Source organism: Tolypothrix sp. PCC 7712, assembly GCF_025860405.1.
GTDB classification, from domain to species: domain Bacteria; phylum Cyanobacteriota; class Cyanobacteriia; order Cyanobacteriales; family Nostocaceae; genus Aulosira; species Aulosira diplosiphon.
In genome coordinates this window covers 94,978-120,585 of the sequence record NZ_CP063787.1, presented here as the reverse complement: position 1 = coordinate 120,585, position 25,608 = coordinate 94,978, and the positions used below count along the sequence as shown (strand labels likewise).

Annotated in this window: 20 protein-coding genes; 5 read left to right on the top strand and 15 right to left on the bottom strand. The window is 39.3% G+C overall.

Translation table 11 applies throughout. The features are described 5' to 3' along the window. Positions 1-15 precede the first annotated feature (15 nt). Positions 16-3,852: a hypothetical protein gene (locus tag HGR01_RS38185; RefSeq protein WP_045873570.1), complete on the bottom strand. Its 3,837-nt coding sequence runs from the start codon at positions 3,850-3,852 to the stop codon at positions 16-18. 52 nt (positions 3,853-3,904) lie between these two features. Between HGR01_RS38185 and HGR01_RS38180 the strand changes: the two genes are divergently transcribed. Then, positions 3,905-4,126, top strand: coding sequence for a hypothetical protein (locus HGR01_RS38180; RefSeq protein ID WP_052335375.1), 222 nt, complete (start codon positions 3,905-3,907; stop codon positions 4,124-4,126). Positions 4,127-4,515: 389 nt separating this feature from the next. On the opposite strand, the gene HGR01_RS38175 is transcribed toward HGR01_RS38180, so the two are convergent. Further along, entirely contained in the window at positions 4,516-5,268 is a 753-nt protein-coding gene (locus HGR01_RS38175) for a DUF6753 family protein (RefSeq protein WP_228045670.1), read from the bottom strand. A gap of 285 nt (positions 5,269-5,553) precedes the next feature. On the opposite strand from HGR01_RS38175, the gene HGR01_RS38170 reads away from it, so the two are divergent. After that, positions 5,554-6,741 carry an RNA-guided endonuclease InsQ/TnpB family protein gene (locus HGR01_RS38170; protein WP_045873571.1) on the top strand — a complete coding sequence of 396 codons (1,188 nt, stop codon included), beginning with the start codon at positions 5,554-5,556 and terminating at the stop codon, positions 6,739-6,741. Between the two features lie 47 nt (positions 6,742-6,788). Here the strand turns inward: HGR01_RS38170 and HGR01_RS38165 are convergent, their stop codons facing one another. The 3 genes from HGR01_RS38165 to HGR01_RS38155 form a co-directional block, all read right to left on the bottom strand. Next, on the bottom strand, positions 6,789-7,754 hold the full coding sequence (locus HGR01_RS38165; protein WP_235623117.1) for a cobalamin biosynthesis protein CobQ: 966 nt from the start codon (positions 7,752-7,754) through the stop codon (positions 6,789-6,791). A gap of 205 nt (positions 7,755-7,959) precedes the next feature. Beyond that, complete coding sequence (locus tag HGR01_RS38160; protein ID WP_045873573.1) at positions 7,960-8,382, bottom strand: hypothetical protein; 423 nt, start codon at positions 8,380-8,382, stop codon at positions 7,960-7,962. Then, positions 8,375-9,529 (bottom strand): ParM/StbA family protein, encoded by a 1,155-nt coding sequence (locus tag HGR01_RS38155; RefSeq protein WP_045873574.1) that lies wholly within the window; start codon positions 9,527-9,529, stop codon positions 8,375-8,377. Before HGR01_RS38155 ends, HGR01_RS38160 begins: the two co-directional genes overlap by 8 nt. A gap of 322 nt (positions 9,530-9,851) precedes the next feature. On the opposite strand from HGR01_RS38155, the gene HGR01_RS38150 reads away from it, so the two are divergent. From HGR01_RS38150 to HGR01_RS38140, 3 genes are all read left to right on the top strand, one after another. After that, positions 9,852-10,010 carry a hypothetical protein gene (locus HGR01_RS38150; RefSeq protein WP_264267643.1) on the top strand — a complete coding sequence of 53 codons (159 nt, stop codon included), beginning with the start codon at positions 9,852-9,854 and terminating at the stop codon, positions 10,008-10,010. Between the two features lie 629 nt (positions 10,011-10,639). Further along, the gene (mobV, locus tag HGR01_RS38145) at positions 10,640-12,367 is read left to right on the top strand and encodes a MobV family relaxase (protein ID WP_045873576.1); all 1,728 of its coding nucleotides are present in this window, start codon (positions 10,640-10,642) and stop codon (positions 12,365-12,367) included. Continuing rightward, a complete protein-coding gene (locus HGR01_RS38140) occupies positions 12,351-12,827 on the top strand; it encodes a hypothetical protein (RefSeq protein ID WP_168161034.1) in 477 nt (158 codons plus the stop codon). Before mobV ends, HGR01_RS38140 begins: the two co-directional genes overlap by 17 nt. Here HGR01_RS38140 and HGR01_RS38135 read toward each other — a convergent pair. From HGR01_RS38135 to HGR01_RS38090, 10 genes are all read right to left on the bottom strand, one after another. Continuing rightward, positions 12,824-14,134: an IS701 family transposase gene (locus HGR01_RS38135; protein WP_096621593.1), complete on the bottom strand. Its 1,311-nt coding sequence runs from the start codon at positions 14,132-14,134 to the stop codon at positions 12,824-12,826. The two genes, HGR01_RS38140 and HGR01_RS38135, sit on opposite strands and share 4 nt — an antisense overlap. 267 nt (positions 14,135-14,401) lie before the next feature. Next, positions 14,402-16,054, bottom strand: coding sequence for an AAA family ATPase (locus HGR01_RS38130; RefSeq protein ID WP_045873578.1), 1,653 nt, complete (start codon positions 16,052-16,054; stop codon positions 14,402-14,404). Between the two features lie 2 nt (positions 16,055-16,056). Continuing rightward, entirely contained in the window at positions 16,057-17,469 is a 1,413-nt protein-coding gene (locus HGR01_RS38125) for a hypothetical protein (RefSeq protein ID WP_045873579.1), read from the bottom strand. Next, the gene (locus HGR01_RS38120; RefSeq protein WP_045873580.1) at positions 17,462-17,797 is read right to left on the bottom strand and encodes a hypothetical protein; all 336 of its coding nucleotides are present in this window, start codon (positions 17,795-17,797) and stop codon (positions 17,462-17,464) included. The genes HGR01_RS38125 and HGR01_RS38120 overlap by 8 nt, the downstream gene beginning before the upstream one ends. An 11-nt stretch (positions 17,798-17,808) precedes the next feature. Beyond that, positions 17,809-19,656, bottom strand: a complete 1,848-nt coding sequence (locus HGR01_RS38115) for a type IV secretory system conjugative DNA transfer family protein (RefSeq protein ID WP_045873581.1) — start codon at positions 19,654-19,656, stop codon at positions 17,809-17,811. A 26-nt stretch (positions 19,657-19,682) separates the two neighbouring features. Next, entirely contained in the window at positions 19,683-20,231 is a 549-nt protein-coding gene (locus HGR01_RS38110; protein ID WP_045873582.1) for a hypothetical protein, read from the bottom strand. 92 nt (positions 20,232-20,323) lie between these two features. Beyond that, the gene (locus HGR01_RS38105; RefSeq protein WP_045873583.1) at positions 20,324-22,162 is read right to left on the bottom strand and encodes a hypothetical protein; all 1,839 of its coding nucleotides are present in this window, start codon (positions 22,160-22,162) and stop codon (positions 20,324-20,326) included. A gap of 10 nt (positions 22,163-22,172) precedes the next feature. Next, entirely contained in the window at positions 22,173-22,979 is an 807-nt protein-coding gene (locus tag HGR01_RS38100; RefSeq protein WP_045873584.1) for a hypothetical protein, read from the bottom strand. 47 nt (positions 22,980-23,026) lie between these two features. Next, positions 23,027-24,802 (bottom strand): TrbI/VirB10 family protein, encoded by a 1,776-nt coding sequence (locus tag HGR01_RS38095; protein WP_081584130.1) that lies wholly within the window; start codon positions 24,800-24,802, stop codon positions 23,027-23,029. Further along, positions 24,802-25,602 (bottom strand): hypothetical protein, encoded by an 801-nt coding sequence (locus tag HGR01_RS38090; protein WP_052335376.1) that lies wholly within the window; start codon positions 25,600-25,602, stop codon positions 24,802-24,804. Before HGR01_RS38090 ends, HGR01_RS38095 begins: the two co-directional genes overlap by 1 nt. Positions 25,603-25,608 lie beyond the last annotated feature (6 nt).

Below are 25,608 nucleotides of genomic sequence, written 5' to 3'. Positions count from 1 at the left end.
TAAATACAAACTTACCTAGCATTCGTATTCTAAATCTTTTGTTTTTACTGTAACGACCTTCTGAGTAGTAGCCTCTCTTTGGGGTAAATTACGCCTATCAAACTCTCCATTTTCTGGAATGTATGCTGCTACTGGTATTCCTTGATGAGCTACATAGTTAATAATTCCAGATGTTTCTATGCTGCCGACTCCAATAACTATATCATCGGGTTGTTTTAAAAGTTGCACAGCAATTTTTACATTGGCTGCGGTAGATAAATCAATTTTGATATCTTCTCGCGTTTGCGCCAGTTGTTGAATTGTCAGCAAAACTGATGAGGGATTTTCTGACTTGTATGGTGAAGCATTCACAAAGTGGACTGTATTAAAGCCTCGCTCTACTGCTCGGTCAACAGCACGCTTTACCATGTTACACATAACCATATGGGTTTTAGCTTGATGTGCTTGGTCAACCGGGGCTTCAAAAAATACGACAGTGGTAATCGCCGGCTCAATATCTTCTTGTTCTTTAGGAGATGAGAGAACTACTTGGTCTTTAACCAAATTTTGACTAGCTTGCTCTTCTATTTGAATTTCTGGATACTTAACAGTCGCCGGATCAATGACGATATCTACATAACTAGCAGGGGCATGACTAACAGTACCAACAATCGTAAAACCATGAATTTCTCTACTGACTTTCGCTAGTCTTTCCTGCAAAAAAATTACTGATTGTTTGTTTAAACTTCCCAATATTTGATTTCCAATCGTAGCAAAAACTATTGGTGATTGGTAAGGGTTTTTTCGCCGCAGTTCCAGAGTTATGTTAGCTTGCTCTCCTTGCCATTGATGAGCAGCGAAAGCATATTTATTAATATTATCAATTTGCAACTTATGATGGGAATTTTTTAAACTTGTAACAATAACACTAGTACTGGGAGAGGAAGTAATAGCAGCGCTCGCCTGAAATCCAGAAAGCAGATGAGGAGAACGAGCATCAATAGTACCAAGTTTTCTACCTTCGACTATTATCCAACGAGCGGTCAGGCATGGGTCGCGGGGGTGAGCAGCATTCTCAAGTTTAATGGCAACCTTTTCACCTCTAAAATTTCTGTTAGCATATTCATTAAACTGAGTTCCAATTACTCTCATATTAGTCAATTGCAAGCGCTTCAGTTGAGCTAATACTTCATCGGTGAACAAAGAAAACGCTACACTAGCTCGACGTAAGCCTGAATATTGTTTACTTTCTTCTGTGTGACTCACGTCGTGAATAACTGCTGCTAACTGTAACTTTTCTACTGGCTGAAGATTATTTTTGATAGATTCTATATATTCTTGATTTTGCTGTTTTAAGGCATCTATCATACCCTCACTAATGCCAAAATTAAATTTTATACTACCTTGATTAATTATCATTCCTGGCTGTGGATTATGCTCTTGAACTGATTTAAGACTAATTGTGCCAAGTGGTACAACTGTTTCTGCACCCTCGGGAGTATTGTACTTAATACAAGCCAATAAATGATGTGGCATTTTAGGAGTCGGTTTTCTCGATTGTATCTGAATATTTATTTCTGTAGTTTTCCAAAATTTCGGGTTTTTAGCTGGTTCATATCTAATTAAATTAGTAATTTCTAATGTTCTCCCACTAGTTGGAGAAGTAATTACCATATATGGGCCTATTTCTAGCTTTCTCTGTTCTTCTAATTCAATTTGCTGTTTAACTAATAAGTTATAATTATTTTTTATCTCTTGAGCATACTCTTTCTGAACAGGGCTATATTCAACTCCTGGATACAAGTTTCTAAAAGTTTCAACGGGTTGGGCAACAAGTTGATTTGGTTCAAAAATTTGATTTGTCTGCTTAATCATTAAATCAATCGGACTATAACCATTAGTCTTCATACTTCTATTCGTAAAAGCCTCTGGATTTTTTTTATCAGCCAACCACTCAATTTGTTTGTAAGCCGTTATAGTCTGACAGTATTGAATAATAGAATCTTCAGGTCGTAAAGCACTTTTTGGCCCATCAGCCGCTACTTGTAGCTCATTACCTAGTTCAGCTAGGCAATCTTTCAATATTTTTTTGATTAACTGCAAGTGATTTTCGACTTGATTATTATCTATAGCTGCACTTTGTAATTGAGTAATTTGACTTATATGCTGAAGTATTTTATCTGGAACTTGTAATTTACCTGCTTGGTATTTAGCCAGTACATTCTCTAAATGTACTGATACTTGCCTGAGGTAATTCTTTTTTTCTTCGTGGGGTATGACATCAATTTCACATTGCAGTGCTACATTTTTTTGAATTTCATTAGCAATAATCCCAATTTTATTCTCCATTGCTGATACAGCAATTTCCTCAAACGTACCTTGATATGGAACTTTAGCTTTCTTGACGATATCGGGATAACGATTTTCTGGCAAGTTTTTTTCTTTCACTTCTGCTGCTAGCTGAGGAAAGTCTTTAGCTTGAGCAAAAGCTAGTAAATCACCATCAAAATCACACTGCATATTTTCCATTGCAGTTTTAGGATTTATGTAGACACAACCATCTAGCATTTGTGGTAGATGCTTGTTTTTTAAAGTAATCACGCCATTCGAGTTAATCAATGGCGAACGAGTAACTATAATTTCTTCTCCCTCTTGAATATAAGGTATGCAGATTTCATCACTTTGTAAATCTAAATTTGGTTGAGCCAGACCAGATGTAAACTTGATAGAGCGTCCAGTGGCAATTTCAACCCATTGTTTACGCACAAAATTTTGAAGTTCAGCAATGATTTTGGGATGTTCAATAATCTGGCAATAATTCTCTATGTCAGTTTTTAATAACGAATACATTAATAAGTCTTTTGGTTCTAGCTCTAAAGATTCACTTTCTTGGTTCTCTCCACTTTCACTACCCGAACTTAAAGTATCGAATATGCCAAATTTGTCTTCGATATCTGCTTCAATATTAATGATTTTAGATAATAAAGCTTTGCGGCGTTCGTAAGTTTCAATATATCGCAGTGCTAGTCGCCTGGGGTCTTTTTGGTCTTGAGCTAGTTTTTCTGCTTGCTGCTTGATAATGGGCAATATTTCATGCTTCACTGCTTGAGGATAATTGACTAAAATTTGAGTTCCTAAACTGTGTTCCCGATATTGAGCCACTGCTTTGACACCCAAACCAATAGTGAGCATATATTCTCCTGGCTTAATGGCATCTTCTCCTTTTCTGCCTTTAAAAGAAGAGGTTGCAAGTACCATGTCGTAGCCTGTTTTAGTACGCAAATTACTTGTTTTTAGACTACCGCCCATCCTAAAAAAAGTCTCTCCAAGTTTATCTAGCCTTGCAGGTGCCAGCGTGCCTTTAGCAATTCGCATCTCTGGGCTTTCTCGTTGGGGTTTGATACCAAGCCTAAATTGAAAAGCACGCAGTTTTATATTGTTGGCTTGAGCAAAATCTTTATCTATTAAACCCTTACAATCACCGACCAACATTTTGGCATCGTTGTTGGCTATGACACCGCCATTTTCTCCGGTCGTATCATCAATTACTAAAATTCTGACATTTCGTAATTCTTGAAAAGTTTGACAAGGTGTGAAAGGTAAAGGGTAAGCTGCTCCATCTGAAGGGTTGGGGTAAAGTTGTTGGCGAACAGTAGGGTTGTCGGCAAAAAACATTCTCTTACCTGCCGAAAACTGTAGAGTCATGCCGTTATGCTCTCCCAAATCTTCTGGGACTGTCGCTTCAAGATAAGCTGTACCAATGCTAAACTGCACACCTGGAAATAAATATTCAGCCAGTGTGTTATCAAGTTTTTCTTTTACCCCTGTATCTTGCTTAGTTTTTGTATCAAAATGATTGAGCGTTAGAGTCATAGAAGCATGTTAAGCACTATTAATTCCGCAAAATAAGTGAATACAAATTAGAATGAGAGTTGGTATCGCACAAGAGGCGAAGCAGATGGTTAAGCAAGCAAAAAAAAGCAGATACCAGCTAGTAGCATCGATGACTGCTGAAGAACTGCTTAGTGAAGGATATGTAAGTCTGGATGACTTATATGATCCCAATGAAGAAATAGAAAAAAAGGCACTTATACAAGAAAAACAACAGGTGAGAGAAATCGGTTGGCAGAAAGAGGAAGAGTTTTAGCCAAATGCAGAATTAAGCAAATTCTTATAGCTAAATTGGTAAGAATTCAGCACCCAGGAGTCAGAAGTCAGAAGTCAGAATTTAGAGGTTATCTAGTAGATTAGTAAATTAATTCTTAAGCAGAATTCAGGAGTCAGCATCCAGAGCGGAGCCGGAGACCCTCCGCCTCCAGTCAGAATTCTATTTCTTCTTTGATTTAGTAGGTTTAACTGCTGGTGGCGCTTCGCCCCACTATTCATTCTGAATTCAGAATTCTGGCTCCTGAGTTCTTTTTCCCTCAAATATTTCTCCTCATTCTTTAACTCTTCTGGCTCCTTAATTCTGACTCCTGGATTCTTAGCTAAATTGCTTAATATTTGGAAACTTTAAACCATCAAAATTGTTTGCATTCACTCAACAAACTTACGCTTATCTGGAGGGGTAGCCCAGATAAGGCAATGTCCTGACTTGGCTTTACGTCCGTATTGTGACAAGACGATTCCTAACTTTTGGACATCCTTAAGGCACTGTCCATTCTCTAGGTAGCCCTTATTCCACTCGATTAAATTTTTAGCAAACTTTCCCTCTTTGGACATTGCCCAATTCATTGCTTCCAATTCATTCCAAGTCAAGAGATTTGACTGTACATTTGTATATCCTCCACCCAGTATTCCAGCAATCCAAGGTGGGACGCTCATGCCCATAATGAAGCCCATGCCCAAGATAAAAAATAGTAAGAGTGCCGCAGGAAATACAGCAGTGAGAATTTTTCTGCCCTCTGCTAGCTGTGCTTTGTGAATGAGGGCGTGAGCTGCTCTACCTATAGCAACCTTCTGCCGCTCGACTGCCACCTGTTCCACTAGTTCCAAGTTACGAGCTAAGTCCCGATTCCAGTTCTTGAACAGCAACTGCAAAGTGTCGGGTGCATCTTTCAGCATTGCTTCTAGTTGTCCGGTAGCAACTAACACTAAGAATAAAGGATCATCTTGGGATAGACCACTACTAAGGGCAAAATCCATGACTCGGCGCTTAAAGGCTTCGCTTTTTCCCTGCAAGGCTTCGGCCAGCAATTTATCAGGAGTCAAAGGTACGGCTGTTTGGTCAGAAGGAGTGGGAAAAAAATCTTCGTCAACTCTATCTGCATCTACTTCTTTGCTTGTCATCTAGCACCCCCAGGAGACTCCTGCCACAACGTTCGCGTAGCGTTCCGCAGGAAAGTTTGGCGGTGAGGATGCCAGTCGCCTGCGGAGGGAAACCCTCCCGCAGCGCTGGCGCAGGAATGGGGACGAGCGAGAAGCTTCACCCCTGAGTCGAGTCGTTGCTATGCAACAACTCGACTCAGGGGTGAGCGACACTTCGACAAAGCTCAGTGACCGCGAGTGAGTAAATGAACTTTGAAACATAGCGGGTTGTACGTATTTCACAGATTTAATGATAAAATGTGAAGTATGGAAAAAGCCTACCGTTACCGTTTTTACCCAACTACCGAGCAAGAACAGATATTGCGCCGGACAATTGGTTGTGTGCGGTTGGTATTTAACAAAGCTTTGGCGGCGAGAACCGAAGCTTGGTATGAGAGGCAACAGAAGGTTGATTACGTTCAGTCTTCTGCGATGTTGACGCAGTGGAAAAAACTTGATGACCTCCAGTTTTTGAATGAGGTTAGCTGTGTACCATTGCAACAAGGTTTGAGACATCTGCAAACTGCTTTCACCAATTTCTTTGCTGGTAGGGCGAAATACCCCAACTTCAAAAAGAAACGTAGTGGAGGTAGCGCAGAGTTTACCAAGTCTGCTTTCAGGTGGAAAGATGGACAAGTCTACTTGGCTAAATGTTCTGAACCATTGCCAATTAAATGGTCTAGGCAGATCCCCAAGGGATGTGAACCTACAACCATCACAATTAGACTTGAGCCTTCTGGACGTTGGTTTGTTAGTTTGAGAATCAACGATCCGTCTGACGAAACTTTGCCGCCCGTTGATAGCGCCGTGGGACTGGATGTTGGCATTAGCAGTCTCGTTACCCTGAGTACGGGTGAAAAGATTGCTAATCCTAAAGCGTATGAGGCGCACTATCAAAAGCTCAGGAAAGCGCAAAAGTCTTTGAGTCGTAAACAAAAAGCCTCTCGCAACCGAGATAAGGCAAGACTCAAAGTAGCGCGAATCCAAACTAAAATCTCTGATGCAAGAATTGACCATCTGCATAAACTGACAGCTCGACTGATTCGTGAAAACCAAACGATAGTGGTTGAGGATTTGGCGGTTAAGAATATGGTCAAGAACCCCAAACTTGCCCGTGCTATCAGTGATGCTGCATGGTCGGATCTGGTGAGGCAACTGGAATACAAGGCCAAGTGGTATGGTCGAACAGTAGTAAAAATTGACCGATGGTTTCCCAGTTCTAAACGCTGTGGCAACTGTGGGCATATTGTTGATAAACTGCCGTTGAATCTTAGAGAGTGGGATTGTCCAAACTGCGGAACACACCACGACAGAGATATCAACGCCAGCCGGAATATTTTGGCGGTGGGACACACCGTTACAGTCTGTGGAGCGAACATAAGACCTGATGGGCATAAGTCTAAAGGGCAGTTGCAAAAAACCCGTAAGGGAAAGAAACAGAAACCCAAGTCGTGAGTCTTGGGAATCTCCCGCTAACCTTGCAGGTGTAGCGGGAGAGGATGTCAATGCACTATCCCTGTTCCAGCAAAGGCTGCGTAAGCTTCCTTGAGGAAGTTCTTGACTCGTTGCTTTGATATCACCTTGAGATCGGGATGGGCGATCGCTGCTTCAAAAGTCACTCCCAATCGGTCAACCATGTTTCGCTCCCAAAAGGGAAACTTGGGAAAGTCCATGACGATGAAATTATATTTAGTTTGAGCAGCTACAAACTCTGGCATCTCCTGAATATATTTCCAGTCATCGCATAATCCCAGATTTCTCACAAATACATGGAGCATACTTTCTCCCAAATCTTCTAAAGACTTAAGGAAGAAATTTACGGAATCAACTCCACCGGTACACACAAACCATTTAACGAATTTAATCGAATTTTCCTTGCCTATTTCAGTCAGATCGTTATCTTTTATCCAATTAGTCACTTTTGAGTAAACTTGAGCAGGCAAGTTAACAATTACTGAGTTTTCAAATGCCAAGTCAAATATTGTGTCTGCCTCTTTAGCTAGCTTGTCATCATCACTGAAATATGCAGTTTCTACATTGTCGTAAATATTGACAATATCCTGGTTACTTGTATCCGCATCTACAATTACCACATCATGACCAATGGCAGCACAATATTCAATAAATGCTCTGGATAAAAATGATTTACCTGCGCCTCCTTTTTCTCCATCTACAATGTGAATAGTTGTAGATATTTTAAAAATTTTTTCCTGCTTATTTAGGTTAACTTTGCTATCAACAGATGTTGGTATCTGCAACTCTTCTGGATTTTCATTTGCTGCTAAATCTACTTCAGATTCAAGGAAGATAGTAGGAATATCAAGATTTTCTCCTTCTATCAGTAAATCTCCTCTAGTATCTATGTCATCTAATTTTTGGATATCACCTTCTAACTGAATCGAATTATCTTCTATTTCTTGTTCCCAAGCGACATCTTTTATTTGAAGATTATCATTGATTGTAGACATAGCATCATTTTCTACTTTGGAGTTTGATGACTGATTAAGAGTGCCACTAGCAAAATTATTAGCATTCTTTCTTGGCCTACCTCTTTTTCTTTTTTCAGGATTGGGAGTTGGTGCTGTAAAGTCCATAATGCCAATTGATTAGTGATTCAAGTAGTAATTGGAAAAAATCCTCGCCCGTAGAGTGAATTAGTGGTAAAAAACTGACTTACCAGTTTTCAAAAGAATTGATGTCATAATCAAAGCTTCCTATCATTTCTTTTTGTTCCTCTATAGTGGGAGGAGCTTGTACGGTTTGGGCATGAGATTTAGAGTCACTTGATGAAGGCGATCGCTCTGTATTAAAAGTCAAAAGTAAATTATGAGAATTAGATACACCGGCTGCGCTATAAATTTGCGTGAGTTGGTGTAGCAAAGTATAGCTAGCATCACTGACTACTCTTTGTTTAGTAGCTTCGTCACATTCTGATGAAGCAATAGCCAATGGTAACCAGAATGCTCGTAGGGCGAGCAATATCATCTCTGTAGTACTTGTAACGCTACTAGTGGCAATGTAATCAAGCATTAAAGCATCCATCTTGTTACGCGGCTGATAGCGCCACCGAAAATTCATACGAGCCTGGTTAGACATGGCTGAAAACCTCAGCATGACGAGCAAAATGCTGTTTCACTCTTTCGTCAAAATATAAAAATGCTCCGTAGACATCTGCCAAACGGCTGGCAAGACAGTGCTTATCTAAGGTTTTGGGAACCGAAACACCAGTAAATATGCAAGGTGTAGCTGGATAATGCGAATTCAATTCTTTTTTTATGTAATCCGCAGTGCCACCACAAAATAATATTTCTTCTACGTCCAGTGGCACAACCTGATCCAGCCAACTCGTGAGGGCTGTAACGTATTCATATCGGGCGATTCTAATCGCGTTTACAATTGTCGTTAATTCAGATGTGCGCCCTTCCCTACTTCTAGAACGCAACACTCTTACTAGGGGACGAGTATCAATCTCAGATCCTGCTTGGGCGATCGCTCCCGTCAAGCGCTCTACAGTTTGCCCTGAAGTGGCAGTGACTACTTTTTCTAGCATCCGTACCATCCCTAAGTCAGAAGTTTTTCCTTCTTTGGAAACAATACCCCGATAGGAAATCAAGACCGACGTATTACGAAAGCCCACCATCACTACTACACATACTTTCTGCTTCAATACCTCTCCCATGCGCCTTTGGTGAGATAAATAAATTCCTGCACCTTCTGGCAAGCATTTGAACATCACGCACTCTACCTGCATCGTCACACCACTAGCCAAATAGTCTGCACTATAAGTACGTAGTAATTGTTCAAATTCCACTTTGTTCTTAAACTCTCCAGGCGGTAACAGAACAGAGAGTGCAATTCTTATTTTGAGTGGTAACCGGAGTCTTTCTTTAATTACCCAAATTGCTGCTAAAGTTTTATAAATCGCTCGTTCGTACTTCAACTCAACTAGTCCTGCATTAGCGTAGTACTTATTTTGAGCTAAATATCCTACCGCCTTTGTCTGACCATTAACAGACACCCACGCCCGGTTCTCTGGATCAGTATCTCCCATCAAATTTTGTTCATGAGTTTTAATGGAATCCTGCGTTATATCCCCTACTTCCGGTTCCATAAACATCGAGTACGCTTCCGAACCTCCATACAGAGAATAAATTCCTTTGGTACCGCTCCCCCCAAAGTCCAGAGCAATAATAACTAATGGAGTAGAGTCAAAATTATTGATAGTTACAGTCTTTCTTTTCATGGAAATTATTCAAAATTAATTTTTACATGCTGTATGTGGAGACATTTGGAGCTTAATGATTAATGAGACTTATGGATTCAGCATTTTTCGCGTGCAAAAGTTGGCTCCAGTTAGCTCCTCTCAAAATAAATTCCTTGAAAAATCCGTAAAAGCTTGACAGCAAGACTTTGAGACTCATGTTAACTAGTTGTATATTCAATATCAGCACATAAAAATAATTCAAAGTTTCCTTCAATAAAAAATGATGTGTACCGTCCAGATTAAATAACGAAAAAAATTTTCGGGCACTCATAATTAAAATTGTGAACTCACTACACAATTTGTGGCAGAGAAATTCCCAAAAATTATTTTGTTTACCCTGAGAAAATTTGGATTTCATCCTATCTACCAATTTGAAACTTCCTCTCGTGAGCAACCAGGAATGATTATTAGCGTTACTTATCAATGGAAAAGAAATATTTTGTGGTTGAATGCCCACTAACTCAACTAAGCTGTCCATAAATTCAAATATTACTTTCTTCTTTTAGTAACTAACTTTTGATAAAGCCTTGCCATTGAACAACAGACAGATTCTCTACTACCATACATATCAGTAAAACAGTATGTATAAAAATAGCTCAAAGCTATATTAAGTTACTTATCTATCAGAACGCAGAAAAAAATACTGAAACTATTGCCTAATATGAATTACAGCAACTCTACAGAAAAATAATTTTGTGTATAATTACACTATTTTTGCAAATATGATCTTGCAATTTGTAACTGTCTATAGCAACCATATCAGCGACTTTATCAGTTAAAACACACAGAAATTAAATAAAAAAATTGACCCTGATTTTTATTAATACGTAAGACTAAAGGTAGATTTTATTGCAATTTTAATTACCGTAATGTGATAATTACATCCAATGAAATTATGTAATTGATATCAGCTGTCGGGTATACAACTTGCAGCCTCAGAGCGGGCTTTCCGTTCTAATGCTACTTGCTTGCTACAATTCGGGGAACAGTAAGGGTGCGTGGCTTCCCCACAAGAGATTGAAAAAATATTTGTGTGAATTAAAAGCGTGGCAGCTGATCCACAAAGTACTTACATCACGCGCCAGTGTTATGTCGCTAGCTGTCTGTAGAATACAAAAAATTAAAAGCTGGGGATTGCTAGGGGGCAACGAAGCTCACACTAGCAGAGCAAGAAACACACTCAATGCAAACCCAGAAGTAACAAACGTTACGCTCTTTGGTAATTCTGACAACGCCAATTTAGTAGCCTTGGTGAAAGATAAAATCGGGTTGCAGAAAATTCGCTCTAATGCTGTTTTAGCAGTGGAGATGATACTGAGTGCCAGTGCTGAATATTTTTGTCCTGAAGGACTTTTTCAGGCGGAAGCACAGGACAAACAGCGTTTGTCAGACTTTGCACAAGCAACACTTACATGGTTGTGTTCTGCTTGGGGCGATCGCCTGCTGAGGGCTGAATTACATTTAGATGAAATTACACCTCACGTTCATGCTTACATTGTGCCATTGGACGAAAATGGAAAGCTCAACTGTCGTGCATTGTTTGGCACTAAGGAAAAGCTATCTCAACTGCAAGATAGTTTTGCTGATGCTGTTGCACATTTAGGTATTTCTCGTGGCATTAAGGGTAGTGCTGCTACCTACACATCAGTTAAGAAATATTACACCGCCGTATCTCGCTCTTCTGAAATCCTCGATTTAGAAAGTTACCTGCCTCAACCTCGAATACATGAAGCAAGCGAATCCTATCGAGAACGGGTGATTGAAGTTCTAAGGGAGAAACTAGAGGTAATTAATTACCAATTGAGCGATCGCACTGGCTTGCTCAAACAAAAAGCCGAATTAGAGAAAACGGCATTAAGAAGCGAAAAACTCAGGGCTAGTTTAGAAAAAGAATTACTTGCTCTACGCCAGGAAATAAAGCTTTTGCAAGATTTATCGTTGGAATCTGTGGCTTATAAACTGGGGTTAAATCAAGACCAGCAGGATAAGAGTAAGTGGTTGTCAAACCATCACGCGATCGCCATTACCAACTCTTCGTTTCACGATGATTTGCACAACAGCATTGGTAAAGGTGCGTTGGATTTGGTAATGCATGTTTACCAGTGTACTTTCGATGATGCGGTTGTCTGGTTGCGCGATTGTTTTGGGGAAGAGGGGATGCTGGCTGCGGTCACTCACCAGGCAAGAAGACAAGCTTTAAATATTGCTCAACAGGTTCCTCCATCTATATTTGAAGCCCCAACACCGGATCGCAATCGCTGGTTGGAAATTGAGCGATATCTGACACGCAATCGCTCTCTTCCCCAAAAATTGGTACAAACTCTGTACCAGCGTGGATTGATATATGCAGATATTACAGGTAACGCAGTATTTTTAGCCCGCAGTCTTTCTGCTGAGGTGACGGGAGCATATTTGCACCCGCTAGGAGTCCCTGGTGATACTTATAGTTTTTGTAGTGCCAGTAGGCGACGCTTGATGTCTGGGCATGGTTGGTTTCACTTGAGTATGGGTGAAAACTTTGGCAGTCCCACCACAGTAGCAATGTTAGTTTCTACACCTATAGAAGCTATGTCTCTAGCAGCTTTAAACGCTCCTCATCAAAAGAGAACTCTATATTTAGTAGCTGACAGGGAGCACGCACCTGCACCTGTGGAATTTCTAAAAAGCATACCCAAAGTAATTGTAGCTATGCCCAATGTAGCCGCAATCACACTTCAGAGAGAGCTATCTCATGCCAAACAGTTAGAACCGAGAACTTCTTGGAACCGACAGTTGCAACAACTTCACAGAGGTAAAAGCTGTGTCATATTGGAATGACGAGCAAAGAGAAATAATGTTACATTCTCTTTTCATTACTTTCAACCCTGTGGCATATCTGCTGGGAATGGCAGTGCTGGGATTTTTGGGGGGACTATACATCTGGTTCAAACCAACATCAAATATATCTCCACAAGCAAGGCGACTAGAAACTGCTACCGATTATGTAGATTGGGGCTACAAAATTATGAATGCGGATATGCCAGAAATAGCCAGAATTAATCCAGAGCGTCGTCAAGCTAATTGCAAACTTGCCCTACAATACTTTGAAAAAGCGATCGCTCTCAACTCCAAATTAGCTTTTGGTTATCAGGGAAGAGGAATGAGCTTGATTTGCCAAAACAACAAGCAGGTTGGTAGAAAATCACTTGCTCAAGCCAAAGACCTTTACTTGAAACAAGGTAACAAGCAAGAAGCTAATAACATAGACATAATTCTTAACCCTCTTTTGTCACTCTAGGCAGAGGAAAAGTAGAAATCAGGGTGAATCAGGGATATAAAAATTGAACTGGTGAGGCTATAAATAATAGATTGAAGTTTAAAAAAACCCAAAGCTAATTGAGGAATAGGAAAAACCGTTAACCAGGGATATATCAGATTAAATAAAGTAAAAGGTTGAATAATCAAACGAAGATTGTTAAGAATGTTCTTCCAGCCATTTCCATTATCCCACCAAGGATGTGAAACAAATTTTGACTCTCGTTGTGATGGAGACTGAAACAGTTGCTCCGAATGCAGACTAACCATTAAATAAGCACTGCAAATAATTTCCCACCATCGCTCAATATCTGGGTAGTGAGTCAGGCGAAAATCTGACCAACCTAATTCATTCTTACTTTGTTTTAACCCGTACTCGACCCAAGTTCTTAAACCGTAAAAATTTCCAACTTCTCTTGGCGTAATGTCTGGATATTTACTCATCACATACCAAGTAGTGTTATCAGGCAAATTTTCTGGATCTGTAGTAATTTGCCAATATCTAAGTTCTCCACGTTTTCCCGGAATAATTTCTCTAATAAATCGATTTTCCCGACTCAAGTCAGAGAATACCCTTTGAAACTTCTGCCACTTTAAATATTGAATATGTTGTCGTGGAAGTATTTCTACATAATGATTTGACCGAATCGCTACTATATAGTTCAAGTTTAGTTCATCTAATACAGATATGAAATTCTTACCACTCTCTCCATATAAGCTATCTGCAAGTACTAAGTTGAATTTAAAACCCATTGATTGTAGCTTTTTTATCAGTATTGCTGCTATTTCTGGTTTAGTGCGGTACTTATCTCCTGCCTGTAATCTTTCCCTGGGTTTATACACTTCAAACAGTAATGGAAATGTCATCCCACAGAAAACACCATATACTGTCACTGCCACAATTCCATTATCTGTTTTTCCCAAATTTCCTATATACTGCCGTTTCACATAATCTGTCTTGCTCCCTTTCTTTTTATCCCCTGTCTCATCAATAATTAAAATGATTGGTCTACCTTTTAGCACTTGTAAAATTAACTCTAACCTTAAGGTTCTTAACTTTTCTATATCCCAAGGTGATGTAGTTAGAAAATGATGCAACCCTTGCTGGTTATCTAATCCTACGATTTTTGCTATTTCTGGCAATGTTTTACGTTTTAGATCAGAAATGCAGCCTACATGGAGATATTTAAAAGCCTCGAAACTCCTAACATCTGGAAACAGACTTTTATACCACTGGCAATATTCGTCCACAAATTTGACTGTTGGTGCGGCTGGACGGGGCTGTACCATGCTCTGTGTCTTGGTTCTAGCATTTTTACCTTATTATACTACTGCCAGAGTGACAAAACAGGGTTAAATAAATATATGTTCCTAACTTGAGTGAGTTTGATTCCAGATTCTACCCAGAATGAGGGTTGAACCATCATTTGAGTAATCATAAGCGGTGTGTCTCGTTTAATTGAGCGGATTGGTCGTATTGTAACAGCGAATCCTCTTAGGTTTGTTTGAGTTTGAACAGTAGTTGATTAACTGCAAATAAGCGATCGCTTGTTACGGTTAACTTTGAACACAGGGTTCTCCCCAATACGTAGTAATCGCTGGAGCGAAAACCGAAGAGTCTTTTGTCGATGCTGGTTGACAAATATACTTGGCTCGATTTTCTATAGCCAGTATTCTGTCGGTATCTCTGACGTAGAGTGGTACTATCATTTCCCTTTGTTCCAACAGTTCGGACAACCCAATATGAATCTCCCGCCCTTGATGAAATAATGCACGGGCTGCTTTTTCTACCATTCTTGCTAGTTCAGCACCGTTACAGTTGATGGTTTTGTTGAGAAGAATCCGCCATTCTTTCTCGGTAAGGCGATCGCCTACGGTGGGGCGTAGCCCATCGCCACCATTGCGGTATCGTTCGTCAAATCTCGCTAGGTGCATCATCAGAATTTCTTTTCGCTCTATCGCTTGAGGAAAGCCGACGTAGAATATTTCATCAAATCTGCCAACCCTGGTTAATTCTGGTGGTAGTGCATCGAGTCGGTTAAGGCTGGCTACCACAAATACAGCACTCTGTTTTTCTTGCAACCAAGTGAGTAGGGTTCCCAAGATTCGGCGTGAATCAATATCTTCACCTGAAGGAGTGGATGCTGCGAACAATTTATCTAATTCATCAAAGTAAAGCACAACGGGAGCGCAAGCTTCTATACGCTCTAGCAAGCGTTTGAGATGGGTTGCACTACCACTCATTACTGCTGCGGTATCCATGCACACAAGGGGAAATCCTAAAGTTTTGGCACTGACGTGCGCCGCCAGAGTCTTTCCTGTCCCCGGTGGCCCTACCAGTAAACAACCTTTTGGAAGGGGAATATTGGCAGATCGTGCTTCGGGAGCAAAATCTAGCTTGACATTTTCAATAAATTTTTTGAGTAAATCTAAACCACCAAAGTCAGCTACGTTTGAGTGAGAAATAAAGTTTAAGTTAAAAGCACGAAAGCGATTAATTTTATAATCTAGCAAGTGTAGGGCTATTGTATTACTATGAAAATCTGGACAAGAATTAATCGCTATTGCAAATCCAGAACGTATTTCCTCAAGAGTTAAACCAGAAGCAGCATTTACCAAAATAGATAAATCAAAATCCTTTGGGAAATCAGTTATTTGATTAAATAAAAATTCTTTAATAAAATCAGCTATTATCTCATGCGAAGGCAAGGGCATAGAGAGATTGGGAATTAACTGAGTCAATGACTGTGGTAGTTCCACATCATCCATTGCTAAAATAATTAAATATTTTGTATTGTTGATATTTTTTAATTCATAAAAAATGTTGATTATTTGCGAGGTAATTTTAAATGAATAATTTTTTAGATATAATGTTGAGTCTTGTTTAATTAAAGACTGCAAATTCTCAAAAATAAAAACACCATCTATTTCAGAATTTAACAAATCATCGAAAGCTGCAAAGATTCCATCATCACGAGGCTGTAATTTACTAGAGTATACAGTTGGAAAACTTACACAACGCTCAGAATTAAATTGGACTTGTTTAAAACATCCCCAACCAGCATTCCATAAATACATAGGCAGATTTCTCGTCACTGCACATTCCTGGTAAATCTGCTTTAAAACTGTCATCCGCTCTGATATCGAAGCGGTTACACAGACTATAGGTATACCAGAGTCAATTAATAAATTCAAATGGGATAAGTTCACGGCTATATCTCTAATTCATTTTCATTACTGTTAACTTGTGGTAATCGCAATGCTGTTGATTCCTGTTGGCGTTGGTAAGCAGGCTGTAATCTGGGTAAGATTTGCTCGAAATATATTAAATCCCGCTCGCTCATAGAACTTTTGAGTTGTCCCTCAGATTTTTCTAATACAGTTCCACGTCCATCTTTGGCATAAATATTCACTTTTCCATCGGTAGTTGCTTGCCATTTATAAGAGAATAAGCCATCAATTTCTACATCTTTTTTGTGAGCGATCGCATATTGCACAAGCGCCTTAGTAATCTTATCTATCCGAGCAAAATACTCAGCTTCTTGCTTACCTACAGGAGTAAAGGAAGCAGGAATAGGTTCATGACGTTGAAGTGATCGCACTAAAGCATTAATATCTTTAATATGTGTAGGTTCCAAATTTCTAGCTTCCACCCGTACACCCAAATTTGTAGAACGAAACTGCATTAAAAGTTTGCCTGTTTCTGATTCCGTAATTTTATACAATGAACCATCACGATAGATTTGGTATTGAGCCGCTTGGTATTCTAAAGCTCCTGGATGTGTCTGAGTATGAAATAAAGTTTTTAAAGATGTTGCAATTTGGTATTGTGCTGAATGTTGTTTAAATTCTTGAATGCCCATCTTTACAGCATAATTTATACTTTCTACTAAAAGTGAAATATTATTAACTGATTGCTGCCACCAAGAAATATTTTGATGTTGTTTAACTCTTTCATTAATTAAATTTTGATAAAAATCCTGCTGTTGTCTTAATGCTTTGATTTCTGCTTGTAGCTGTCCAATTTCATTAGCTAGTAAATTTTTTAAAGGATTATCTTCTAAATCTTGAAGAGATTGCATTACTCTTATTGAGCCTAGATTATGAGAGAAGTCTCTATTTTCTTGTATTGCTTTTGCTTGTCTCTCAGAACTAGAAACTAAAAATTCAGTATTATCAAATTGTTTTGGATGTTCTCTGTTGGTAGGCTCATCTACATCAAATCTCTGTTGATTATTTGTAGATTTAACTACTCCATTTTGCAATAAATTATTAATAATTACTTTACCTCGTTCATCAGATTGCAAAACAATGCGTCCATCTAATTCAACTATTTTATTAGTCGCTCCTTCTACCATACCTCCCACTCTTACAGAACGCAGTTGTTGTAGCTGGACAATGAGTTGAGGATTTAAAAGTTGCCCTGACAATCCAGAGACTTCATCATGAAATTGAATTTTATCATGTCCATAAACAAGTCTTTTTCCATCAAATATTTTTAATCCTTGGCGCTTATGATCCTGTTTGTCACTGAGTAAAGTTTGCAACAAAACTTCTATTATTTGTTCGTAATGCATTTGAATGGCAGCAGCTTCTCCAGATGCAACCGTAAATATATCATTCATGATGAGCACCTCCGCCAATCTCTGCCAATAACTTCAGTCGATTGATAACTACCTGAGAACCTACATAAAAAACTCCCAGTTCTCCATCAAACAACCAAGCAATAAATTCACTTTTATCTAGTGAATTACGAGTACATTCATAAGAAATAGAGCTAAATACTCTACCAGCTAATAAGCCAACCTGATCAAATATTTCTATAGTCTCTGGGCAATAATTTACATCGAATAACGGCTTATTCGATGCTTCAATAACTATGTGCTGCCACTGCGGATAACGTGCTAAGACAGACGAAACTTGTTTACTCCAATTAACCTGTGAAGATTGCATTTCTAAAACCCCTAAAAAACATTGGCAACTTCTTCTGGAGAAGGCACAGAATTAGATTCTTCAGGTATGGGAAATAGTTTTTCAGCTAATTCACGCCTTTCCATAAATTGTTGAGAACGTTCAGAGTCGCTAATTTGCACAGAATTGTTTTGAATCAGTCTTTCTCTAACAAAATCCCACTTTCCCTCCGACCAGTTCATCTCAGCAATATCAGCAGCAGGAACTTTCATAGTCTGCAATATGGGAACATAAGCTTCTGTGCCCCGAGTGTAAGCTGGATTGATAATTACCGCCTTACCCGTACTCATCTTGGCAAACTGTGCTGCTTCAAATAAATGGCGTTTTTGATGCTGTTCGTTAGTGCTGTGTGAAGCACCTCCCTTTCCTGTACTGCGCGATTTGGAATTAAATTTGATTTCCATCTCGCCCAAGTAGTCACTGAACAACTTTGCAGATTCCGGGTCTTGTGGGTTGAAAATAAACTTGGTGGCTGTACCTCCCAAGATGGCCCGTGTCAGTTCCTTACCATAGACTTTTTCTAACTGGACAATGTTTTGATATCCCAAAATTCCTACAAAACCGTCTTCACGACTTTCATTTAACCAATTAACAAGAGCTGGTAAGTACAAAGTAGGTAGTTCGTCTAAAGCCACTACTAAAGGGTCTTTTCTCGGTACGATACGGGATACATTGCGCGTGACAATCATGTGTAAAATAGCCGCCAGCAATGGACTGATGATGTCACGGTTATTCCTGTTTAGCCCAAACACAATTAGCTGTTTACCATCCAAGTCCAGTGGTAATGTCGTCTGGCCACAGAATGCGCCCACAAAGTCTTTCTTGAGGAATCGCTGAAATATACGCTGCGCGGCCCCAACAATACTAGCAGTAGTTTTCTCAGAGTACTTGACGCTGATTAGCTGAGATAACGGTCGTGTTGTCCAAATTTTCAGCTTGTCCCTGGAAGCAGCTTCTAATCTTACTGCCAGATTGGGTAAAGATAAAATTGCCTGCGCCATCATCAAATCGCAGTATTTGTCGTCACCCGTTAGAGTTTTAACTGCCTTGGTGACTAGTAAAATACCCTCAACCAAACTATCCCCGGCTTCTTCAAAGAATTTATCGCTGTTGCTATTACCCCCACGGTCGAAGTTACGCGAAATGACCCTGGTAATTTGACCTGCGGCGATCGCATCTTCCTCGTCTTTCAGCAGATCTAAAGGATTGCAGGTTTCACTTTCAGGAAACCCTGGCGCAAATATTCTGACGGTGTAACCGCGCTTCATAGCGTAAGCTACAGCCCGTTTGGTCTGTGCGGGATATTTGAAATCATAGGCACATACAGGAAACCCCTGGTCAAAAGCGCTACGAATTAAAGGGTCGATTACAGAGAATGTCTTGCCAGAACCTGCTGCACCTATAACGGCTATTCCTCTTTGGACATCAGGAACATACAGAGTAGAGTTAGGCGATATTAATTTGTGTAATTTTTGATTCACAGTTGGTTTTGTCTTCAGTAAACCTGCGGTACGCCATTCATTTTCAATGCGCGATCGCATTTGCTGAGGTGTACCAATGTAAAGTGCTGCCCAATTGCGCGTAGGATTAGATATCTGCTGTTTAGCTTTACGTGCAGCCAAATATTTTTCACGACCACCACCCCAGTAACTGGTAGCCAGTTTACCTTTGCGATTCCCTCCTGAAAGAACTCGAAAAATAGCAAGTGCAATCAAGCAACTCAAAAGTACCAGGCCAGACTGCGATTTCATCAATTCTGTCAATCTTTCAATTTGTAATGTCTCTACTTTTGCAAGCGGTACTTGAATTCCTAGAGAGTAATTTGAAGTTGAATTTTTCATTAGCTTGTATCATTTAAATCTAACTTTTATTTGCTACTAAAAAATTCTTCGTTAAACCGTATAAATTTTTGATTTTGGTAGCAATATTTGGTACGAGATAGTATGTTCTCATTCAACGTCGGTTGCGTAACTACCAAGCAAGGAAATTTACCATTTATTGTGTTTGAAGCACGCATTAACTCTTCTTTGGGTGGTAAGTTTGGATTAGCGATTAGGGGCAAAAGCAACTTACCGGATTCGTGATAAATCAGATAAAGACAACCACCGATGCCACAAAGCTGAGATGAGCGTAAATCAAATATGTATAAATCTCCTGCACCTTGAGATGAGATTTGCATAACTTTTACTGATTTGTCATCAATCCTAGCTATGGGATTCAAAGATAAGACTTTTTTAATAAGCAATGGTGGTGCAATTTCTTTGGCATTTCTCCATGTTGTTGTACGATTGTTATTTGCAATATGGGCTTTGAATAAAAATGCTGTAACAAGTAAACTGAAAATAGTAGCTATCGCTACTATTGCTTGATATTTAAACAATTTTAATCGTATGAACTTATTAAATTTTAATTGCATATTATATTCTGCTTAATGTTTTGAATAAATTCTGAAATAGAAAACTCATAACTTGAACCGAAAATACAGAAATTAAACAGGATTTCTTTAGTCTAAGAACAGCCCATTAATTGCAGAGCTTGAAAATATTTAGCAGATGTTTTGTTGCCATATCCTCTGATTGATATTTTTCCATCCACATCACTGACAGCCGTATCGATAGGGATACCTACACCAGCGAAATTCATTTGAGCAGCACGTTCAATTAATCGCTCGCCTATAAAAGGCTTTTCGGTCATTGGGTCGATTTGTTGAGATGCGCTGTTCAGTAAGTTGGTGATATCAGCTTTAATTAAAGTTTGTTGTTCAGCAGGTGAAAAATATTGCATCATATCCTCACCTGTAACTTTTTCACCTGCATCCAATTTGGATAGAAACTTTGCACCGCCAGATTTACTTGAGATAATCTTTCGCACATCTGGACGATATGACATAAACTGCATTGCACCCAGCCCACGTCCACAGTTATCAGATGAGTCGCAGGTATAATTACCGACTAAGTTGTAATTTTCTTCAACACTATAGAAAGCAGCAATCAAAGCATCGATATTTGTTCCTGATGAATGAAGATTCTTGCAATCACCTTTAATTGTGGGCAGTAAATTAGACAACTTATTTGTTGAACTATTAGGAGATTGTTTAAATCTAAACCCCGTACTATTCAATCCTGTAGTTGTGGAAACTGAATTAGAGCTTTCTCCTGCAATTAAACCTAAAAATATAGGTTCTTGCTCTTTGAAAGTCATGAATGGTACAGGCCCAATAAAATAGGGTGTACAGCCTAAATCTACAAAAGTATTCCGCATACAAGCCCGGAAGAATAAAGCTTGAGAAATCATGCCGTCTACTTCTGAAATATCCCACACTGCGACTTTGAAAGCATGACCAAATGGATGACGACCTGTTGGTTCTTTCCCGCCATTCACTGAACTGAGGATTCCTTGACCACCCTTAACTAATTGATATTTACCGCTAACCCAGGCTTTACCTGAAACCGCAGATGAACCAGATAATTCTATGTGAGCACAATCTTTTTGACATGGCACAGAAAAGCCTTCTTTATTACTACCAGAAATTGTGCTATGACGTTGTTGTTCGTCAGTTGCAAAAGCAATATCAACAATGCCCACATTTCCACCCACAGCATTAATTGGATTAGGAAACTGAGAAAAAGGAACATCAGCTAATCCTGGTATCTCATTAATATGGACACCTTGCCATTTTTTAAATGCACCAATTGGTGTTGTTGCCAAACCTGGAATAGAATCCAAACTATAAGATGCTAAGTTTAAAGATGCAAACTGTAGTTTTCCTAAATGAGGAGATTGTTGCAATAGCTTCCCGATTGTTTGATTGGAATCAAAGGAAGTTTCTAGCTTTTGAGATAATAAATCTAAAACAGGTTTAACTTCAGCAATATGTTTATCTTTCAAATTAGGAATAGCCTCACTCAAGCTCTCTAAACTTTGGAATTTCATTACGCCAAATTGGTCTAAATCAACTTGACTTAAATCCAAATCAACAGTTTTGGCAATATCAGTTAGTGAAAAATCTTGAAGTTTGAAAGCCTCTTGAAAGTCACCTAACATCATGTAATAATCAGGTGTCTGTCCAGCATTCCAACTACGCGAAGGGTCATATCCCAACTTTTCTGACACACGTATTGGTACTTGAAAAGAACCAGATTCGGCAATACCAGGCATTTTAGCAAAGGTAATTTGATTCCAATTAGGCAGGCGAGTATTTTGCCAATTGCTTGTAGGAACGCCCGATTGTCTTAACTGAGAATTTGATAATCCTTGCTCTTGTGATGAAATTAAAGTTGTACCAGAAATTAAGATAGCTAAACTTAGCCCAGATATCAAGCTAAAAGGAATTTTTAGGAATTTCATTGCCTTAATTTCAAATCTTATTTGAGTAATTTGATTGATTTACTAAACGCTGCCTCAAAATATTTACGGGAGTAGTTTGTCCCAGTTCTATCAGCCGATTCACTAGCTGCAAAGTAATGCCAGCTTTCCGGGCAGCATTAGATATTGATTCTCCTGACTTCACATTTGTTAAAAAGTTTTTTATTCGCTGCCACAAGCGCGATTCAGGCGAAATTAAACGTTGTTTTTGGGCGATTTCCAGACCCCGACTCATAGCTTGTAAATTTTGAGATTGCGGTAATAGTTCTCTAATTTCAGGTTCTTCTTGGGTGTGAGGTGTGACCTCGATTGTGTGATATTTGGGTTTTGTATTAGTTGTAGCGACCCGAAATAAATACACTCGCCGCTCAGAGTTACCTTTTGCTACTACTGTCAGCAAGCTGCTATTCATCTTCGGCAACTGCGGTATATCTATTGGGTTGATCCGTCGCAGATGTAATACTGTTGCCCCTGGAGAGTTACATTCACGTCCCAAGCCTGACAAACAACCATCAACATCAAGAGAAGCGATCGCTGGATTATCTAACCAAACTTTCTCTACTATCTCACCATTGGGGATAAAGGAAATATTGACTCCATACCCCGGCGATAACTCAATTAGAGGCATTTCACTTCCACTCTGCCCAGTGGCCATATCCTGTGAAATACGTCGCAGTCCTTGAGGAGTTTGGCTGGAACGAGATGTTTCACCTGCAACTACTGGTAAAAGGCCAGTAGCAAAAGTCAGCACAGTATAGATGGAAGCGGTTACAGTCAACTTTTGCAGAAAAACTTTCATCGGATTCATACTGAGTAAATTAGGGCATGGGGCATTGGGGAGGCAGTTTAAAGTTGAAAAGATTGGTTGACAAAAACCTGAATATCCGAACCTGCGCGGACGTACCAAACTGCTTTTCGTTGTTCGATTTCTCTTAGCGATCGCTGATTGCGTTCTAAAATTTGTTCAGTCAGCGGTTCAAATCCTCCTTCTAAAATGGCTCCCAAGATATTAGGGCCACCTCGTCTAGTGGAAGAAAAAGTAGTTGTACCACCAAACCCAGTGGAAGTTGAGTATTGTTCGTCTTGAGGTTGATTGAGTACTTTGCCCACTTTAGCCAAAGAACCAACTACGAATGTTTCTGCATCTCGTAAAGCAATTTCGCCACCTTTATCATTCGACTTTGATGCCATTAATGGACGGCCGGAGTTGCCGCGAATAGTAATTGCTCCTGGTGGCAACACATACTCCTTACCTTCCATCACAATTTGGGTTGCTTCCAGTTGCACAAGTCCTGATTCGTCAATGTCTCGTACATGGACAACAATTTGAGTACCTTTTGGTAAAGTAACAAAACCATCTTCTTCAGTTAGTGGTTCAACAAGCTGGACAATAAACTTGTCTTTTTGAGTTGGAGTCAGTGATTTTGCATCAATATTATTAGTTGAACTTTCACCCCAAATTAACGGAGTAATTAACTTTCCAGATGCAGTTGCACCCACCGTTAGTTGTCGCACAGGTACACCTGTAACAATTGCATTTTCTTCTGTGTAGAGTGGTTCTAGAGAATCGGCAGTTTCCACAATTGTGTTAGCAACAGCTAAAACTGGGGTGGCACGAGGAATTATTATTGGTGAATTTCTTTGTACGTTCGTAACAGTATCTACAGCACTATTATTCGGTTGTTCGTAAGTTTTGGTTGCCAATTCAGTGTTAGTCGCAATTTCACTACTGCCATAACTTCCTAATCTATTAATTGCCGCCCATTGTTGCATTGGGTCAGTAAATTGGTTTGTACGAGGCGGTATTGGTATTGTGCTTGTGGTATTTACTGGCACGTTACTTACAGGTGCTTGATTCCGAGAAACTGTTGTAAAACGAGGCGAATAATATTCTCTTGGTGTTGTTTGACGAGGGACATAAGCAACTTGAACTGGACGAGAAATTGGTAATGGACGCACATCAGGTGGAGTCTGGTTGACTGTAGTTCGTTTATTTAACTCATCCTTAGTTTGGTTACGCGCTTTGGCTACAGAAGTTTTGGGACTTTTGGAACTTTCTAAAGATTTGATTTTTTCTACTTGACTTCCTAACGCTAATTCTGCTTTTAGTTTCCCTGTTTCTACTTCTTGGGGTTTTATATTATCAGCAAGTTCTACTGTAGGCTGGGCAGAACCTTGATCCATAACTTTTGGTGCTGCTTTTGGTCTACCGGAAATAATGATATTTAAAAAAGTAGCTCCTACACCGAATATCACAAACAATCCCAAGCCGACAACACCAAATTTAGAAAATGGATTAGTGGAGAAGTTTTGTTGTGTTTTACCTAATTGTGGGTCATCAAATAACTCATGGGGTGCTACTACATTTGGCGAAGATACTTCAGCTTGATTTTCGGTATGTTCAACTTCTTCTGAAGTTATTTCATGTTCATTCACTTCAGAAGAAGTTGTTGAATTTACAACCGGATATACATAACCGAGTAATCGCGCCAGACTTTCTTCATCCCATTCATCATCAAATTCTTCATTTAACTCTTGTTCAAATTTTTGGTTAGCCGTAGCAGGTTTTTTTTCTAATTCAAGAATATTTGTAGGTGTTTTACCATTTTGATGCTCAGGCATTATAAATTCTCCTGTGGTAAATCCCGTATTGCATAAATTTCTAAACCGCTAGCTCGCATCTGATAAATTGCTGCTGCTAATCCATCATTTGTTGTTGACATATCAGGAGCTTCAACGGCTTGTACGAAGATTTCTTTATTAAAGGGAATTACTTCTCCCAATTTATTTCCTTGGTCAAATATGCTAAGGTTAGCAACCATTTTGACTTTCCACTTACCCTCAGCAATTTTGATGGGAGGTTGAATAGAAAGTGGAACTAAAACTACTTGCGTTGTTCCCTTGAAAACTGCTGGTGGTGTAATTTCAGCTAGTATTTGCAAAAACTCTTTGCGGAAGTCTTCCGATAAAGCATGGGATGCTTGCCATGCTGAAGAAGTTACTTTACCACTTCCGTTACTTGAAGAGCGAATATCTATACCAGGGTCTGGTTTGGGTTTAGCAGCTTCTTCTACTGTGGTGGATGGTAGCGTTCCTGACCAATTCATCATCAAAGTCATTGTGTCAGAAACAAAATGTAAAATAACTTGAGGAGTACGTTCTAAACTACCTATTGAGGCAACTTTAATTGATTTACCTGTTTCTAATTGCACTAGAGACGGAGGTGCTTTTCTACTCAACTTTGAGTAGGAACCATACAGTAGCAACATTAAGAACAGAGTCAAAAGGTGCAAGCTAAAAGTGCCTACTGCAAATAATGCTAAAGTATCGCCAGTTGAAATATTTTTAGAAGAAAGATTCAAAAATCTCAATCGGTTATGTTTAGCATTTCTTGAGCCGGAATGTCGATCTGAACTAGTCATAAAATG